Source organism: Nocardia brasiliensis IFM 10847, from assembly GCF_000710915.1.
Classification (GTDB): Bacteria; Actinomycetota; Actinomycetes; order Mycobacteriales; family Mycobacteriaceae; genus Nocardia; species Nocardia brasiliensis_A.
This window is the reverse complement of sequence record NZ_BAUA01000060.1, coordinates 56,938-72,582: the sequence shown is the minus strand read 5'-3', so window position 1 is coordinate 72,582 and position 15,645 is coordinate 56,938. Positions and strand designations below refer to the sequence as shown.

Below are 15,645 nucleotides of genomic sequence, written 5' to 3'. Positions count from 1 at the left end.
CGTCGCCGCGGGCCAGCACCCTGGGCGCCTCCCACCAGCAGTGGCAGATCAACGAGGTGAACAAGCTGATCTGGCCCTCACCCGCGGGCATCGGCATGGTGGACAAGGCCGCGTGGGATCGCACCGTGCAGATCGCCAAGGACACGAAGAACCAGGAGGGCGTCACGGTCCTGAAGAAGGATCCGGACGCGAGCGCGTACACGAACGAATACGTCACCAAGGCGCTGGACCTGCTGAAGTCCGGTGGCACCGACGTGACCGGCGCCGGCTACGCGCCGAGCCAGGTCACGCTGAACGAAGGAGGCAAATAACTTGGTAGATCACGTCTTCTATCCGTGGAGCGCCCAAGCCGAGCTGAACCCGGTGCCGATCACGGGTGCCTCCGGTGCCTATTTCTGGGACGACCAGGGCAACCGCTACCTCGACTTCTGCTCGCAGATGGTCAATGTCAATATCGGGCACCAGCATCCGGACATCGTCGCGGCGATCGTCGCGCAGGCGCAGGTGCTCACCACCATCTCGCCGACCATGGGCAACGAGGTGCGCAGCGAACTGGCCCGGCTCATCGTCGAGCGGGCGCCGGGTGAGCTGAACCGCGTCCTGTTCACCACCGGCGGCGCGGAGGCCATCGAGCACGCGGTGCGCCTGGCGCGCAGTTTCACCGGCCGCACCAAGATGTTGTCCGCGTACCGTTCCTATCACGGCGGCACCGGCACCGCGATCGGTCTGACCGGGGAGCCGCGGCGCTGGGGCGCGGAGCCGACGAACGTCGACGTGGTCCGGTTCTTCGGGCCGTATCCCTATCGATCCCCTTGGGGCACAAGCTCTCCCGAGGAGGAGACGGCCGCCGCGTTGCACCATCTGCGGCAGGTGATCGAGCTGGAAGGTCCGCAGAACATCGCGGGCCTGATCCTGGAAACGGTGGTCGGCACCAACGGCGTCCTGATTCCGCCGCCGGGCTACCTGGCGGGCGTGCGCGCGCTGTGCGACGAGTTCGGTATCGTTTACATCGCCGACGAGGTGATGGTCGGCTTCGGCCGGATCGGGGAGTGGTTCGCGGTGCGCGCCTTCGACGTCGCGCCCGACCTCATCACCTTCGCCAAAGGTGTGAACTCGGGCTACGTTCCGCTCGGCGGCGTGCTCATCGCCGAACGGATCGCGCAGCGCTACGACCACACCGTCTATCCCGGTGGGCTCACCTATGCGGGACATCCGCTGGCGTGTGCGGCCGGGGTCGCCTCGATCGGGGTCTTCGAACGGGACGGCATCCTCGAGCACGTGCGTTCGGTCGGCGCGGACGTGCTCGGAAAAGGGTTGCACGAGTTGGCTACCCGGCATCCCAGCGTCGGCGAGGTGCGCGGGCTCGGCTTCTTCTGGGCGCTGGATCTGGTCCGCGACCCGGCGACCCGGGAGCCGCTGGTTCCGTTCGCCGCCACGGGGGCGGCCGCCGAGCCGATGGCGAAAGTGACCGCCGCCGCGAAGGCGCGGGGGTTGTGGCCGTTCAACGCGGGCAACCGTTTTCAGATCGCACCGCCGCTCACCACCTCGGCGGACGAACTGCGCCTGGGCCTGGAGATCGTCGACGAGGTGCTGGCGGTGGCCGACTCCTACCTGCGCTGAACGGTCGGCGGCTGGAGCGGCGTCCGCCGCTCAGGTCGCGGGGGTATCGGCCCGGTCCGGCACGAAACGCCGAGGCGAACCAGCACCCGCGGTCCCCGATCGTGCGGCCGTTTCCCGCTACATTCGAGCGGTCCCGTCCCGGAAGTCCGCCAGGAGCCGGCATGACTGATACGGCAGCACGGCCCGAGCTCGAACCGGCCGCCGACGACCGCCCGCCGCCGGCGACGGCGGGGCTCACCGTCGTCGCGTCGGTGGCGACGGCAGTGCTGCTGTTCGCCACAAGCCGCTACGACTACTTCGGCGACGAGCTGTATTTCCTGGCGGCCGGGCGGCACTTCTCCTTCGGCTACGCCGATCAGGGGCCGGTGCTGCCGCTGCTGGCCCGGGCGATGGACGCCCTCGCGCCGGGTTCGTTCTTCGTCCTGCGACTGCCCGCCGTCGCGCTCACCGTGCTGGCCATCGTGCTCACCGCGGCGATCGCGCGCGAATTCGGCGGCGGGCGAAGCGCGCAGCTCGGTGCCGCGATCGCGTACGCGACCTCGCCGTTCCTGCTGCTGCAGGGCAAGATGCTGACGACCAACGCGGTGGACACGGCGCTGTGGGTGATCATCACCTGGCTGGTGGTGCGCTGGGTGCGCACTCGGCGCGACCGCCTGCTGCTGTGCGCGGCCCTGGTGACCGCGGTCGACATGCAGGTGAAGTGGCTGATCCCGTTCTTCTGGATCGCGGTCGCGGTGACCTCGCTGGTATGCGGACCGCGCGAACTGGTGCGCAGGCCGCTGCTGTGGCTCGGCGGCGCGATCGTGGTGCTGGCGACGGTGCCGGCCCTGATCTGGCAGTCCCGCCACGACTGGCCGCAGCTGGCGATGGGCGGGGTGATCAGCGGCGAGCAGGGGATCCTCGGCGGCAGACTGATGTTCGTGCCGCTCGCCGTGCTGACCGCGGGCTATCTGGGCGCGGTGGTGCTGCTCTACGGCGTGTGGGCGCTGCTGCGCAATCCCCGGTTGCGGCCGTACCGATTTCTCGGCTGGACCCTGTTGCTGCTGGTCGCGATCTTCTTGGTGATCGGCGGCCGGATCTACTACGTGGCCGGAATGTACGGCGTGGTGCTGGCCGCGGGCGCGGTCGGGTTGGTCGAGCTGGTGCGGGGGCTCGGCACGGCCGGGCGACGGGCCGGGATCGCGGCGGGGGCGGCGCTCGCGCTCGCGGCGACGATGTTCGTGCTGTGGTCGACGCCGTGGCGTGACGCGTCGACCATCCGCCCGCCCGCCGACGACGCCGAGGCCACGATCAACATCGGCGTGTACGGCGAGTTCGGCTGGACCGAGCTGACCGCCGCCGTCACCGGGGTGGTTCGATCGCTACCGCCCGCGGAGCGCGCCGGCGCGGTGATCGTCACCGACACCTATTGGCAGGCAAGCGCTTTGGACCAGTTCGCCCGAGCCGAACTGCCGCCTGTCTACAGTCCGAGCCGGGGGTACGGCTATTTCGGCACGCCGCCGGACGACGCGACGGTGGTGATCGCCGTGGCGCTCAACGAGGCCTTCCTGCGCTGGGACTTCGACCAGGTAGAGCCGGTCGCCAAGGTCGATTCGCGGATCGGCTACCCCGGCAACACCCAGAACGTCGTCGTCTGGAAATGCGCCGGGCTGCGCCACCCGTGGTCGCAGGTGTGGCCGACGCTGATGCACCTGTAGCGGCGCGCGGGATCAGCGCTGTTCGTCCGGCTCCCGGAACACCGCCAGCGCCGCCGGACGGCTGGCGAAGGCCAGATGCTGTGCCCGGTGGTTCACTTCGCCGTCGGTGGCCAGCGAAACCGGCGCGCCGTCGACCTGCACGTCGAGTCGCGCGACGCGGCGGTGCACGTAGGTGGTCGAGCGGTCCAGCGTGCCGGTGAACGTGGCCCAGATCAGGCGCGTGCGCGAAAAGCGAAGGTCCGCACGCAGATACCGGATGTCCATGGTGCCGTCGTGCAGCCGCGGCCGCGACATCGGGATCTGATCCGCCGGATGGTACGCGCCGTTGCCGACGAAAAGCATCCACAGCGCGCTGCGCTTGCCGTCGATCTCTGCGTGCAGCGGTGCGGCGCGGAACAGCACGCGCAGCATCGCGAAACCGGCCGCGGGCCACTTGCCGATCCGGCGTTCCCACCGTTCCCGCAGGCGCACGAAGTCCGGATAGCCGCCGAGGCTGGCGGTGTTGACGAACATCCGGTCCTGCTCGTCGTCCAGCTGGACTCGCGCGGTGTCGACGAGCACGACCTGACCGGAGTCGAGCGCGGTGAACGTGGTCTCCGGATCCTCCACGCCGACGTCGCGGGCGAAGTGGTTGAGCGTGCCGCCCGCGAACACCGCCAGTGGAAGACCGTGTTGCACAGCGGTTTCCGCCAGCGCCGAGACGGTGCCGTCGCCACCGAGCACGCCGAGCGCGGTGACGCCGTGCCGCCGTACCCGGTCCTCGATCGCCGCGTCCAGATCGCCGTCGCCGACCTCGAGCACCTGCGCCTCGGGCAGGCGTTCGCGCAGCTGATCCAGCGATTCGGTGCCGGTGCCGCTGCCCGAGGCCGGGTTCACCACCAGCAGCAGCCCGCGCCCGGCGGGCAGCGGCTCGAGCCGTTTCGCCGGGCCCAGCGAGGCCGGTTCGTCCGCGCGCACCGCCCACCAGCGGCGGGTGGCCAGCGCGACACCGGAACCGAGCGCCGCCCCGACCACCACATCGGAGGGCCAGTGCACGCCGATGTGCACGCGCGAGTACGCCACCGCCGCGGCCACCGGTGCGAGTACCGCGGCGGTCGCGGGCGACTCCAGCGCCACCGCGGTGGTGAAGGCCGCCGCGGACGCGGAGTGACCCGACGGGAAGGACGAGGACCGCGGCGGCTTGACCAACCGGCGCAACTCGGGCACCGCGTCGACCGGCGGCCGCCTGCGCGGGAACAGCGGTTTGGCGACGCCGTTGGCCAGTGCGCTGGCCAGGCCCACCGCCACCAGCCCGCGTACCGCGCCGCGCCGCTGCGCGCGGCCGCCCGCGACGAAAAGCCCTGCGGCGATGGCCATCCAGAGCTTGCTGTGGTTGGCGCTGAGGCTGAGCTCGCGCAGCAGATCGTCGGCGGGGCTCGGCGGAATCCGGGCGGCGTGCCCGACGAGCCCGCGGTCCAGTGCGTTGATCGATTTACGTCTGTGTGGCATCGAGGCGAGTGTATCCAGCGACGCGGCGCTCAAACGGCGTCGCCGCGCACGGTCCTCGACGCGTGCTGGGTAGCCTGCCGGTATGACTTCTGGACAGACCGAGATCTGGCACAACCCGCGGTGCACCAAGAGTCGCAATGCCACCGCGCACCTGGACGAGGCGGGCGTCGAGTACAAGGTGCGGCGCTACCTCGACGAGCCGCCCACCGCCGAGGAACTGCGCGCGGTGCTGGCGCGGCTCGGCGCCGAACCGTGGGACATCACCCGCACCGGCGAGCAGGTGGCCAAGGACCTCGGCATGGCGGGGTGGGGCCGCACCGCCGCCGACCGGGACCGCTGGATCGCCGCGCTGGCCGAGCACCCGAAACTGATCCAGCGACCCATCGTGCTGACCGCCGACGGCGGCGCGGTCGTGGCCCGCGACGAGGACACGTTGCGCGCACTGGGTTGATCCCCGAATTCCGGGTCCCTACCCGGGCGAATCAGGCGGTAGGGTCGCCATACATGAAGGTACAGTTGCGCCACAACCCGGCCTCGACCATCGCGCGGTGCTTCCTCGCGCCTGGCGAGCCGATGCGGGTCGAGAGCGGGGCCATGGTCGCCCACTCGGCGGGAGTCACGTTGCAGGCCAAGGCCGAAGGCGGCATCTTGGCGGGGCTGAAGCGGTCGGTGCTGGCGGGTGAGTCGTTCTTCGTGTCCACGTTCACCGCGCCGCAGCAGGGCGGCTGGGTGGACGTAGCGCCGGCGCTGCCCGGCGACATGCTGAACTTGCAGATCACCCAGGATCGGCCGTTCTTCATCAGCCGCGGCGGCTGGATCGCGAATTCCCATGGCGTGCAGGTGGAAAGCAAATGGGGTGGTTTCGCGAACCTGTTCGGCGGCGAGGGCGGCTTCGGCCTGCGCGCGCACGGCGGCGGTGAGATCGTGGTCGGCGTGTTCGGTGCGATCGATGTCATCGATCTGCAACCGGGCGAGCCGATCACCATCGACACCGGGCACGTGGTCGCCTACGACCTGTCGATGAACTTCACCATCCGGCGTGCGGTGGTGGGGCGCTCGATCCAGTCGATGAAGTCCGGCGAGGGCTTCGTGTTCGACTTCGTCGGTCCGGGCCGGGTGCTGCTGCAGACCCGCAACCCCGGCGCGTTCGCCGCGTGGGCCAGTTCGGTAGCCTCCTCCGGATAACCGGCGGCGACATCGCGGTCGTCGATGCTCCGGTGCCCCAATGACAGCGCCAACGTTCGGAGAATCATGGAATTGCTCGAGGTCGTCGCCAACATCTTCACCAACATCCTGTCGCTCGGCAGCGGCAGCGCGGCCTGATCGCACGGTCGGAGTAAGAGTGCGCGCTTGCGCGCTCAGGTGAGCAGGTCGTCGACGAGGATCCGGGTGTCCGGCACGAAGGGCCAGTCCGGATCGGTCAGGTGGGCGCGCAGTTGCGCATCGGTCCACCACCACCCGTCGACGATCTCCTCCGGCTGATGGCGGATCGGTCCGTCGTAACGGATTTCGTAGGCGAACAGGTGACAGCGCATCGGCCGTCCCTGCCACTCGCCGTCCCAGGACACCGTCCCCGCCGGCTCGGCGGGCAACGCCACACCCGTGATGCCGAGTTCTTCGGCGAGTTCGCGCACCGCCGTCTCGCGCGGTGTTTCCGCCGGTCCCACCACGCCGCCCGCGAGGCAGTCGTGCATGCTCGCGAAAACCATCTTGGTGTCGGTGCGCCGATGCACGTAGATCCTGGCGCCGTCGCCGGAGCGGACCAGCACGCCCGCGCTGGCGTGCCAGAGTCCGTCCCGGTAGACCTCGGCCCGGTCGGCGGCGCCGACCGAACGACCCGCCGCGTCGTAGACGGCGATCATCTCGGACTTCTGCTGGACCCGTTCGGCTGCCACCGCTCGAGGGTAACGTGAGCGCAGCAGGCCTTCCGCAGAGAGGATCGCGCACATGGTGCTTCCCCGCACACTGGCGAAATTCAATCGATCCGTCACCAATCGCGTCGCCGGGCTGTTCGCGGGCCGAGCGCCCGGGTTCGCCATCCTGCAGCACCGGGGCCGAAAGTCCGGGCGGCTCTACCGCACCCCGATCTCGATCTTCCACGCCGACGGCGTGTACCGCATCGCCATGACCTATGGGCGCGAGGTCGACTGGGCCAAGAACATCTGTGCCGCAGGCGAGTTCAGCGTCGAGACGCGCGGCCAGGTGCTCGACCTGGCCGACCCGGTGGTACGCCGCGATCCCACCGCCGCGTGGGCGCCCGTCGTGGTACGGCTCTGGCTGCGGGTGCTGTCGGCCGAGTACTACGTCGAGGCTCGCGCCGTGGTCCGCTGAGTCGCCCGCTCCCGCCGAAAGGGTTGCGCCGCAAAACTTGTCGGTGCCTCCCGATACGCTGAACGGGCGTCGGCGATGATCTCGACAGTGATTCGCCGCCCCGGCCACTCGGGGGTACGCACGTTGGGGAAATGGGAGGGAATCATGCGGAACATCTCTGTCGCAATGGGTTTCGCCGTGCTGGCGGCCACCGGCATCGCGATCGGAGCCGGCCCGGCACAGGCTGCACCGAAGAGCCAGACCATTCCGGATCTGACGTCGAGTGAATGCCGGAAGCTCACCGACGACGCGCGTCGCGCCGGCGCGACCAGCGCCATCTGCTACCCGGACAAGGGGGACAAGAAGAAGGCCGTGATCACCTACCGCTAGTGGCAGATGTCGACTTCGCCTCGGCGGCAATCGTTTTCGGGAGTCATGGAAGGTGAATCCGGTGAGGTGAAGTCGATATGGCTGCGGTGCGTAGCTGGTTGTTGGTAACTGGCCGTGCTCTGATCGTCGGAGATCACTTCAGATCTGAGGTGTCCTTCGCCGATCGGAGCGCGTGATGCGAAAAATAGCGGTGGCGTTGCACGAACGCCGATCCACGACCGGTTTGGCTGTGGGGTATGGCGCTATTGAGTGTGATGGTCCCAGGGTGCTCGGGCGAACTGAGTAGAAAGATTTGGTATCGACCTTCTGACCAGGCTGAGTTCGACTGGCTCGCGGTGATCGCGGCACCGATCTTGCGATCGTTCTTGCAGCTGTCGCCCGCCATGCCGGACAAGCGCGTTGCTTCGGCGGCGCTCCATTCGACGTTGTCTCGGTGGTACAGGATCTGAGCAAGCACTGGCTTTATCTCTTTGTCCGCGTAGAAGGCAATGTACTTGCTGGGGCGGAAGTTTCGGCCTGGAGGGCAGATGTAGACGCTAGTTGCCTGGTAGAGACTCCACGCGTCGTTGGCAGGCACGACGAGGGTGTCGATCGGCGTAACAGGTCGGCTCCGGTAGAGGGTGGTGACGCGTTCGTGTGCCTCCAGCCAGGCTCGAGCGTCCGGGCTGATCCATTCGACGAGGGTGAGCATCTCGTTCAGTTGGAACAGGACATCTTGTGCCAGTAGGGAATCATGGTGGGCAAGTCGATTTCGGAACGGGCGAAGACGCTCTAGCTTTGCGGTCACGTTCTTGCGTCGACCATTGGGCGTTCCGGGGAAGGCGCTGCTGAGCGCGGCCCGCCACAGGTCTTCGTGTTTGGAACCGAAGAGTCCTGTCCAGAAGCCAAACGATACGCCGGCGATGATCTGGTCGCGGGAGTCTCGAGCCGGACTGACTCCGCGCAGTCGTGAGCGTGTGACTTCGACTGCGCTCGTGATCGCCTCGTGGGAGCCGCCCGTGATGGATGGAAGCATGAACCAGGGCAGCTTCCGTCGTTCCTCGTCAGCGAACTTGGCTAGTTCTCGATCGACCGCATTGCGAAGGATGACTTCGACGTAGGCGAGGACCTCCATACTCGCGGCGGTGATCGCCGCATTCCACGTATACAGCTGAAGTGCTAGGTCAAGGTCGTTTTTGCTCTCCCGCAGATAGGGTGCCAGGCGTTCGTCGGTCAGCAGTGCGACAAGTTCGGCTTGTGTGTCTGCGGTCACAACGGAGGTCACGCGATAGATGCTATCGTGATTTACGAATGCCCCAGGCCGCCTCTGCACGCAAGCGACCTGGGGCTCCCTTGTTTCCTGGTGCGTTGTCTGGTCATTCGCAGTTGGCCCATCGCAGTAGCAACCCTCTGGGGCGGAATCCGTGACATAGATTCCGCCCCAACGGTTTTCGAACTACTTCCGGCGGCGGACGGGTTTGGCGCCCAGTTTCGGGGCGGTCGCCGCGCGGGTCGCCGCGACGATTTTCGCCTCGGCGGCCGCTTCGGCGTCGAGCTTGCGGTAGACGAGGTGCTGCTGGGCGAGGGTCCACGCGTTGTTGGTGACGAAGTAGAGCAGGATCGCGACCGGCAACAGCGCGCCGCCGACGAGGGCCGCGGCGGGGAACGCCCACAGCGACAGCGGGCGCATGAACGCGAACTGGGCGGGGGTCTCCTGCCGCCCGAGGGAGGCGCGCGCGGTGAAGTGGGTGGCGATCGCGGCGATCAGCATCAGCGGGATGGCGACGGCGGCCACTGTTGCCAGCAGGTCGCCGGCGCCGACGACGGTCCGGGACAGGGGTGCGCCGAACAGATCGGCGTGCAGGAAGGACCGCACGTCGGCCGCGCTGAAGACGTAGTTGGGGGTGGCGGCGTTCTGCTGCGGACTCATCGGCGTCTTGATGGCCTGGAACGGGAGATGGCCGAGGTCGGCCGTGCGATCGAAGGATCGTAGGACATGGAACAGGCCGAGAAAAACGAATAGCTGCACGATGATCGGAATCAAGGTCGCGAAGGTTTTGACGCCGTTGTCTTTATAGAGTTTCTGGAGTTCGGTGGCCAGGCGCGTCCGATCGGATGCGTATTTTTGTTTCAAGCTCGCAACCTTCGGCTGCAATTTTTTCACAATAGCTTGGTTGCGTGCTTGCTCGAGAAAAGGGATGAATAGGGCAGCGCGCAATGTGAGGACGAGAAATATCACGGCGAGGACCCAGGACAGGCCGCTCGCGGGTCCGAATACGAAGCCGAAGGCGTTGTGCCAGAACCAGAGAATGGCCGACACCGGGTAGTAGATGAAGTCGAGCATGAGAGCACCTGACTGTGGGCGTGCGAGCGCGCACGAGAACGGAAGGGATGCGGCGACAACGCCGACGCCCGTCCACCACAGGGGAGGACCGGCGTCAGGCGGGCGCGCAGCCCGGTGCTCGTGGGCGCGGGCGGCCCGGGGTATCAGGATTGCTCTGGCGCAGGAAAGAACCACGTCGGCGGCGTTGCGCGGACGGTGGCGGGCCGGAGTCGAGGACCGCGACCGGCAGCACGACCGCGGGATGCAGCGTGGCGAAGGCGACGATCAGCGAGGCCGCGACCACACCGACCACGGCGACCGATCCGGGCTCACCGGCCGGAATCGCCAGCAACGTGAGCACGGGCAGCACGAGTGCGACAACCGCACACGTCAGCACCCGAACCCGCGTGATCATGCCTAGAGAATACGTGGTGCGGCGCCGTCTCGGTGCGGCGTGCGCGCCGAGACGACGGTCACCACTGCTCAGAGCGCGATATCCCACTCCACGTTGCGGCTCAGCATCGACGGCGGCAGGCCGAAGGTGCGCCGGCAGGTACGGGTGAGCTGGGCACAGTCGGCGAAGCCCGCGGCATCGGCGGCGGCGGCTACATCGTCACCGGCCATCACCCGGGTCATCGAGATGTAGAGCCGCAGCCAGAGGATGTAGCGGCGCAACGGAATCCCGACCTGCTCGGTGAACAGGTGGGTCAGCCGAGTCGCCGAAATGCCCAGCTGGCGCGCCACATCCGAGCCGCGCACCGAACCGTCGCGGACCAGCTCCGGCAGCAGTTGCAGCGCCGCGGTGACCACGCCCTGCGGACCGTCCGAACAGGTACCGTTGTCCGGCAACAGATCCGAGAGCACGTCGCGGACGTGACCCGCGAGCCCGCCGTGCGCCGGATCGACCCCGAGCGCGTGCACCCAGCCGTGCAGATGCGCGCGCCGGTCGGCGGCGGCGCCCGCGGTGGTCTCCGGATCGAGATAGACCGCGATGCCGTGCACGGCGCCCTCCGCGACCCGGTGCGGCGCATCGGTGGGCACGATGATGTGCGTGCCCTGCCTGCGCACCCCACTGCCGTCCACGACGACGATCGGGGTGCAGGCGGCGACGATCTGCACGGCGTGATGGGCGTGCAGTTCGGTGGGCCAGATTTCGCCTTCGAAGGCCAGGATGCCCGGCCGTAGTAGCGCGGTGCCCGTCCAGGGGTGCTCGGCGGTGTTCTCGGCGTCCGCTGACGTCGAAAAGTCGTTGGTGACCAGAGCCTTCATCGTCGGATGCTCCCGGCTGACACGAACAGTTCCTCGGTGGATCCTGTGCTGAGACTAACGGGTTCGGCTCGCCGGCCGTCGTGCTTTGTCGATCGCAGGGGGGCGAACCATGCCATGGTTCCGATCTGCGCGCGAGCCGTCGCCGCGGCCGCCGTTTCGACGGCGTGGGACGGGTGCGCGCAGCTCGGGTACCGCCCGGTCATACCCGGACCGAGATCGCCGCGGACAAGGTGGCGGCGACCCGATCGAGGAACTCGCCGAGCAGCGGTCCCGCGGTGGGTGTCACCGGGAATCGGGTGCGCAGGGCGAGCCCGTCGTCGGTGCGGGTGAACCACATCTGCACGTCGTCCAGCGGTGCGCTGCGGCTGAACTGGGCCGGATTGCGCGGCACCGTGCGGGTGGTGTCGCTGCGCGAGCCGCCGGGCAGCCGCCGATAGTCGGTGTAGGAGACGCTGAACAGGTCCTTCCTGGTTCGTCGCAGGTCGCTGCCCATCGCGGCGAGGAACTGGGTGGCCGGCACCTGGGCGAGCCGCTGACCGGTGCGGATCGCCTCGTCGGCGCCCTGTGCCGTGGCGCAGAAGTCGTGCGCCACCGGCACATGCGCCGGTGCGTTGGACACCAGCCAGCCGAAGGTGTTGTGGTGGCGCGGTTCTCGCCGGGTGTGCACCGGGAACACCAGATCGGTGCCCGCGCTCCCACCGAGTTCGGCGGCGGCCAGCGCCACCGCCGCGAGCAGGGCTGCGAACATCGAGTATCCGTCCGCGCGCGACTTGCGGTGCAGTGCGTCGGTGGCCATCGCGCCCAGCAGCAGGCGGCTGTCGCTGCCGAACGGCGCCAGCGTGCCCGCGGGCACGCCGAGATCGAGCGGGAAGTGCGGCAGATCGTTGCCCGCGGCGTGCAGGAAATCGCGCCAGGCCCGGATGAGCGGGCCCGTGCCCGCGGCCGGGACCGCGGCCTCCCTGGTGGCGTAGGACAGGAAGCTGCCCGGCTCGGGGAGCCGGTCGGCGGCCGCGGCGGCGCCGTCGGGTCCGTCCTCGAGCGCGGCCCGATACAGCACGTCCAATTCGGTCACCGCGATGGTGATCGACCAGGCGTCGCAGACCGCGTGATCGAAACCGCAGACCACGGTGGAGGTTTCGGGCCTGCTGATGGCGCCGAGGAAGTACGGCGCGAAACTGAAAGGCGCGCAGGCCTGGTCGAGCCGAGCGCCGAGGACGGTGCGCAGGTCGTCGGTGCTCGAGGTTTCGACGGCGGGCCGGGGGACGAGCCGGATATCGGTGTCCACCACCACGTGGACCGATGGCGGGTTGCCCTCGGTGGGTGGTTCGAAGCTGCAGTGCAGCGCATCGTGGCGCGGCAGCCACACCGAGAACGCGGTCTGCAGGGCGGATTCGTCGATCGGGCCCGCCACGTCGAAGGTGGCGGCCAGCCAGGTCGTCGGTCCGCCCGAAGACAGGTGGATGGTCTGGTTGGACGAAGCGGGTGTCGCGTCCGGCGTGGGGCCGGGTTCGGCGAGCGCGGTCCACTCGAGCAGGGTGCCCGGCGGTGCGCTCAGGTGTTCGAGAAAGAGCAACTGCATCAGGACCTCGCGAAATCCGGGGCGGCCGCCACGTATTCACCGGTGGTGGCGATGGCGCGCAGAGCGGTGCGAATCGAGTCGAGATAGGCCGCCGCGGAGGCCGCGGCGGTCGGGGTGTCGGGGAACATCATGCTGACGTGCAGGCGGTCCAGTTCCCGGCTGAACCACATCGGCGAGGTCTGACCCATCCTGGCGCGTGAGCCGAGCCCGTTGATCCCGGACACGTTGGGCAGCGCGTTCTCCAGTGCCGCACCGGAGATCGCGCGGACGTCCATGTAGGACACCCAAGGCCATTCGGTGGTCACCGGCAGCGGCGCGCCGGTGAGTTCGGCGGCCCGGGCCAAGGCGGCGTGGATCGGCACGCTCGCAAGGGGTTTCACCCAGTCCAGCGCGACGCCCGCGCGGCCGACGAGGTCGGTGAAGCTGTCGGTGGGATCGAGGTCGAACGAGATCGGCAGCAGGTTGATGAACCAGCCCTGGGCGAGCTGATACTGCGGTTCCTGCCGGGTGCCCACCACGTTGAGCCCGAGATAGTGCGTGCGCCCGGCGAATTGGAGCTCGGCCAGCGCGATCGCCGCGAACAGGCCCGCGGAGAACGAACCGCCCGCCGCCTTGCACGCGTCCGAGAACGCCTCGCACTGCGCGGCATCGAGCAGGTCGACCTTGGTGCCGCGGCTGTCGGCCAGCTCGCCCGGCGCCAAGCCCAGGTCGATGGGCAGCGGCCGCACGTTGTCGGCGTTCTCGGCCAGCACCGTGGCGAGCCGGTCGAGCTCCGGCGGGCGCGCGGCCACCGCGGCCCGTTCGGCCCTGGCGAATTCGACATAGCTGCCGACGGGCAGCAGCACCGGATCCTGACCGTTCGCGTACGCCGTGTACAGCGCGTTCAGCTCGAAGATCGCGGTGACCAGCGAGAGACCGTCGCTGAACGCATGATCGGTGTTGTAGACCAGGGTGAAGCCGTCGGTGCCGTGGTCGATGGCACCGCAGAGGAACGCGGGCCACTTGGTCGGTTCCGCGCTCTCGTGGAACTTCTCGACCAGCAGATCGCGCAGTTGCTCACCCGAGTCGAACGTGCCGACCGTGGTGGTCTCGAGCTCGACCGCGGCGGGATCGAGCAGGTACCGGGTGAGCTCGAACCGGCCTTCGGTCTCGTCCAGGGCGAACCACGAGCGCAGGCTCTCGTGGCGCTGCAGGAACGTGGTGAACGCGCGGCGCAGCGCGTCCGCGTCCAGCGGGGTGGCGACGGTGAAGCACAGCGACAGTTCCGAGGCCAGCGGATCGTCGGTATGCCGGCGCGCGGCCCAGCGGCGGATGTGCGACTCCTGCACGTAGGTCGGCGGTGCGTCGGAGGGCGCGGTCGCCGCGGTCGCGGCCTTGCTCGCCGCGGTGGTGGTGAACTCCAGCAGGACCCCCGGTTTCGGCAACCAGTCTTCGGTGAGGGTCATCTCCATGACAGCGGCGCTCCTTCGATCGGGCGGATTCGAGCATCTCCGTAGCGGGTGAATTCGGCCAGCAGATCGCGCATGCGCAGCACGTGCCGGTGGATGTCGCGGGTGGCCTTGCTGGTGCCGGGATAACGCATGTTCAACGTCACGCCGGTGGGCGTGCGGACGAACCAGAAGAAGAACTCCTCCGGGGACACGTTGCGGCTGCGCAGCCAGCGGGTGCCGGTGTCGACCCAGGTGTCCGCGGCCTGCGCCGAACGAACATCCATGTAGGACACCATGAAAGAGATGCGCGGCCGCTCGCCGAGCAGTTCGCAGACCCGGGCGAACGGCACCGTCGCCGCGCTGCGGGTGCGCCGCAGTTCTTCCCCGGCCGGGGTGATCAGCTCGGCGAGCGTGCGGGCGGGCCCGCAATCCAGTTGGAACGGCGCGAGTCCGACGAACCAGCCGAGGGTATCGGCCCACTGCGGCTCCGAGCGGGTGTGCAGCGGGATCACCGTGCGGAAGTCCCGGCCCGCGCCGAGTTCGGTGGTGGTCACCGCGAACGCGGCGAGCAGCGCGGCGAACAAACCCTGGCCCTGCTGCCTGGCGACCGCAGCGGCGGCGTCGGCCGCGTCGGCGTCGAGCACCTCGACCGAGAGATTGCGCTGCGGCACCCGGCGGGGCGGGGCCTCGGCGGGGCCGGTGAGCTGGATCGGCGCGGCCGCGACCTTGCTGAGTGTGCCGCAGGGCAGCGAGTTCTCGGTGTGGTCGGGGAAGAACGTCCGCCAGGTCGCCACCGCCGGAGTGTCGGCGGTGGCGTCGGCCGCGCGGACGCGTTCGTCCTGGCAGAAGTCGACATAGCTGCCGGTGTCCGGCAAGCGGGCCGGTTTGCCTTCGCGCACCGCCTGATAGAGCGCGTGCAGCTCGCCGCCGGTGGAGACGGTGGAGTAGCCGTCCATGATCGAGTGATCGGCCGCGAACACGACGGTGAAGCCGTCCCGGTTCGCGATCGTCACGCAGACGTAGGCGGGCCAGCGCAGCGGCGAGGTTCCGTCGTCGAGCAGCCCGTTGACCAGCCGATAGGTGGCCATCGTCGAGGCAGGCGCGCCCGCGTCGACCGGCTGCACCCGGATTCCGCCGGGCGCCAACGTGTATCGGGCAGGCCGGCCGCCCTCGATGGTGACGTGCGAACGCAGCCCTTCGTGCCGGTCGATCCAGGCGTCGAAGGCCGTGCGCCAGGCCTGCGGGTCGAGCGGTCCGTCGATCCGGAACGCGTGCCCGAGCCAGTAATGTCGGCGATCTCGTATTCGACTGTGCTCCACCGCGTCCCGGAGGTGGTGCTCGTGGTTATAGGAGACGGCCCGCGTATCTCGTGGCCAGTCGGCCCAGTGCGAAGTGGCCGTCGGGAGCCACTCGATCACCCGGCCGCTCGGCAACGGATAGTCGGCCAGTTCGATGAATTCCATGACACACCTTCAGCTGCCCATCGGCAATCCCCGTGCGCAGTAGGGAATTACCGATCCGAATAGTGACAAGAATTTCGGCCTGCATCCGAGAACTTTG

The 15,645-nt window shown here is 68.7% G+C and carries 15 protein-coding genes and 1 pseudogene; 7 read left to right on the top strand and 9 right to left on the bottom strand.

The window, feature by feature from the left end; all coding sequences use genetic code 11:
- The 3 genes and pseudogenes from NBRGI_RS12585 to NBRGI_RS12575 all read left to right on the top strand — a co-directional run.
- A pseudogene (locus NBRGI_RS12585) lies at positions 1-311 on the top strand (ABC transporter substrate-binding protein); the annotation flags it as partial.
- A gap of 1 nt (position 312) precedes the next feature.
- Entirely contained in the window at positions 313-1,620 is a 1,308-nt protein-coding gene (locus tag NBRGI_RS12580; RefSeq protein ID WP_029895763.1) for an aspartate aminotransferase family protein, read from the top strand.
- A gap of 161 nt (positions 1,621-1,781) precedes the next feature.
- Entirely contained in the window at positions 1,782-3,317 is a 1,536-nt protein-coding gene (locus NBRGI_RS12575) for a glycosyltransferase family 39 protein (protein WP_029895760.1), read from the top strand.
- A gap of 12 nt (positions 3,318-3,329) precedes the next feature.
- On the opposite strand, the gene NBRGI_RS12570 is transcribed toward NBRGI_RS12575, so the two are convergent.
- Positions 3,330-4,805 (bottom strand): bifunctional phosphatase PAP2/diacylglycerol kinase family protein, encoded by a 1,476-nt coding sequence (locus NBRGI_RS12570; protein ID WP_029895758.1) that lies wholly within the window; start codon positions 4,803-4,805, stop codon positions 3,330-3,332.
- A gap of 82 nt (positions 4,806-4,887) precedes the next feature.
- On the opposite strand from NBRGI_RS12570, the gene NBRGI_RS12565 reads away from it, so the two are divergent.
- Together NBRGI_RS12565 and NBRGI_RS12560 are read left to right on the top strand one after the other, a co-directional pair.
- Positions 4,888-5,256: an arsenate reductase family protein gene (locus NBRGI_RS12565; protein WP_029895756.1), complete on the top strand. Its 369-nt coding sequence runs from the start codon at positions 4,888-4,890 to the stop codon at positions 5,254-5,256.
- 53 nt (positions 5,257-5,309) lie between these two features.
- Positions 5,310-5,990, top strand: a complete 681-nt coding sequence (locus tag NBRGI_RS12560; RefSeq protein WP_029895754.1) for a TIGR00266 family protein — start codon at positions 5,310-5,312, stop codon at positions 5,988-5,990.
- Between the two features lie 173 nt (positions 5,991-6,163).
- Here the strand turns inward: NBRGI_RS12560 and NBRGI_RS12550 are convergent, their stop codons facing one another.
- Complete coding sequence (locus NBRGI_RS12550) at positions 6,164-6,667, bottom strand: NUDIX hydrolase (protein WP_029895751.1); 504 nt, start codon at positions 6,665-6,667, stop codon at positions 6,164-6,166.
- Positions 6,668-6,752: 85 nt separating this feature from the next.
- Here NBRGI_RS12550 and NBRGI_RS12545 point away from each other — a divergent pair, with 85 nt between their 5' ends.
- Complete coding sequence (locus NBRGI_RS12545) at positions 6,753-7,136, top strand: nitroreductase family deazaflavin-dependent oxidoreductase (RefSeq protein WP_029895749.1); 384 nt, start codon at positions 6,753-6,755, stop codon at positions 7,134-7,136.
- A 144-nt stretch (positions 7,137-7,280) separates the two neighbouring features.
- Entirely contained in the window at positions 7,281-7,505 is a 225-nt protein-coding gene (locus NBRGI_RS12540) for a hypothetical protein (protein ID WP_148310794.1), read from the top strand.
- 133 nt (positions 7,506-7,638) lie between these two features.
- Here NBRGI_RS12540 and NBRGI_RS12535 read toward each other — a convergent pair whose 3' ends face one another.
- From NBRGI_RS12535 to NBRGI_RS12505, 7 genes are all read right to left on the bottom strand, one after another.
- Positions 7,639-8,769: a hypothetical protein gene (locus tag NBRGI_RS12535; protein ID WP_063726256.1), complete on the bottom strand. Its 1,131-nt coding sequence runs from the start codon at positions 8,767-8,769 to the stop codon at positions 7,639-7,641.
- A 171-nt stretch (positions 8,770-8,940) separates the two neighbouring features.
- On the bottom strand, positions 8,941-9,828 hold the full coding sequence (gene yidC / locus NBRGI_RS12530; RefSeq protein WP_029895743.1) for a membrane protein insertase YidC: 888 nt from the start codon (positions 9,826-9,828) through the stop codon (positions 8,941-8,943).
- A gap of 94 nt (positions 9,829-9,922) precedes the next feature.
- Complete coding sequence (locus NBRGI_RS12525) at positions 9,923-10,222, bottom strand: DUF6412 domain-containing protein (RefSeq protein ID WP_029895741.1); 300 nt, start codon at positions 10,220-10,222, stop codon at positions 9,923-9,925.
- Positions 10,223-10,290: 68 nt separating this feature from the next.
- Positions 10,291-11,076 (bottom strand): helix-turn-helix domain-containing protein, encoded by a 786-nt coding sequence (locus NBRGI_RS12520; RefSeq protein ID WP_029895739.1) that lies wholly within the window; start codon positions 11,074-11,076, stop codon positions 10,291-10,293.
- Between the two features lie 199 nt (positions 11,077-11,275).
- Positions 11,276-12,655 carry a condensation domain-containing protein gene (locus tag NBRGI_RS12515; protein WP_029895737.1) on the bottom strand — a complete coding sequence of 460 codons (1,380 nt, stop codon included), beginning with the start codon at positions 12,653-12,655 and terminating at the stop codon, positions 11,276-11,278.
- A complete protein-coding gene (locus NBRGI_RS12510) occupies positions 12,655-14,106 on the bottom strand; it encodes a condensation domain-containing protein (RefSeq protein WP_051727692.1) in 1,452 nt (483 codons plus the stop codon). The genes NBRGI_RS12515 and NBRGI_RS12510 overlap by 1 nt, the downstream gene beginning before the upstream one ends.
- Positions 14,097-15,548, bottom strand: coding sequence for a condensation domain-containing protein (locus NBRGI_RS12505; protein WP_051727691.1), 1,452 nt, complete (start codon positions 15,546-15,548; stop codon positions 14,097-14,099). Before NBRGI_RS12505 ends, NBRGI_RS12510 begins: the two co-directional genes overlap by 10 nt.
- Between the last annotated feature and the right edge of the window lie 97 nt (positions 15,549-15,645).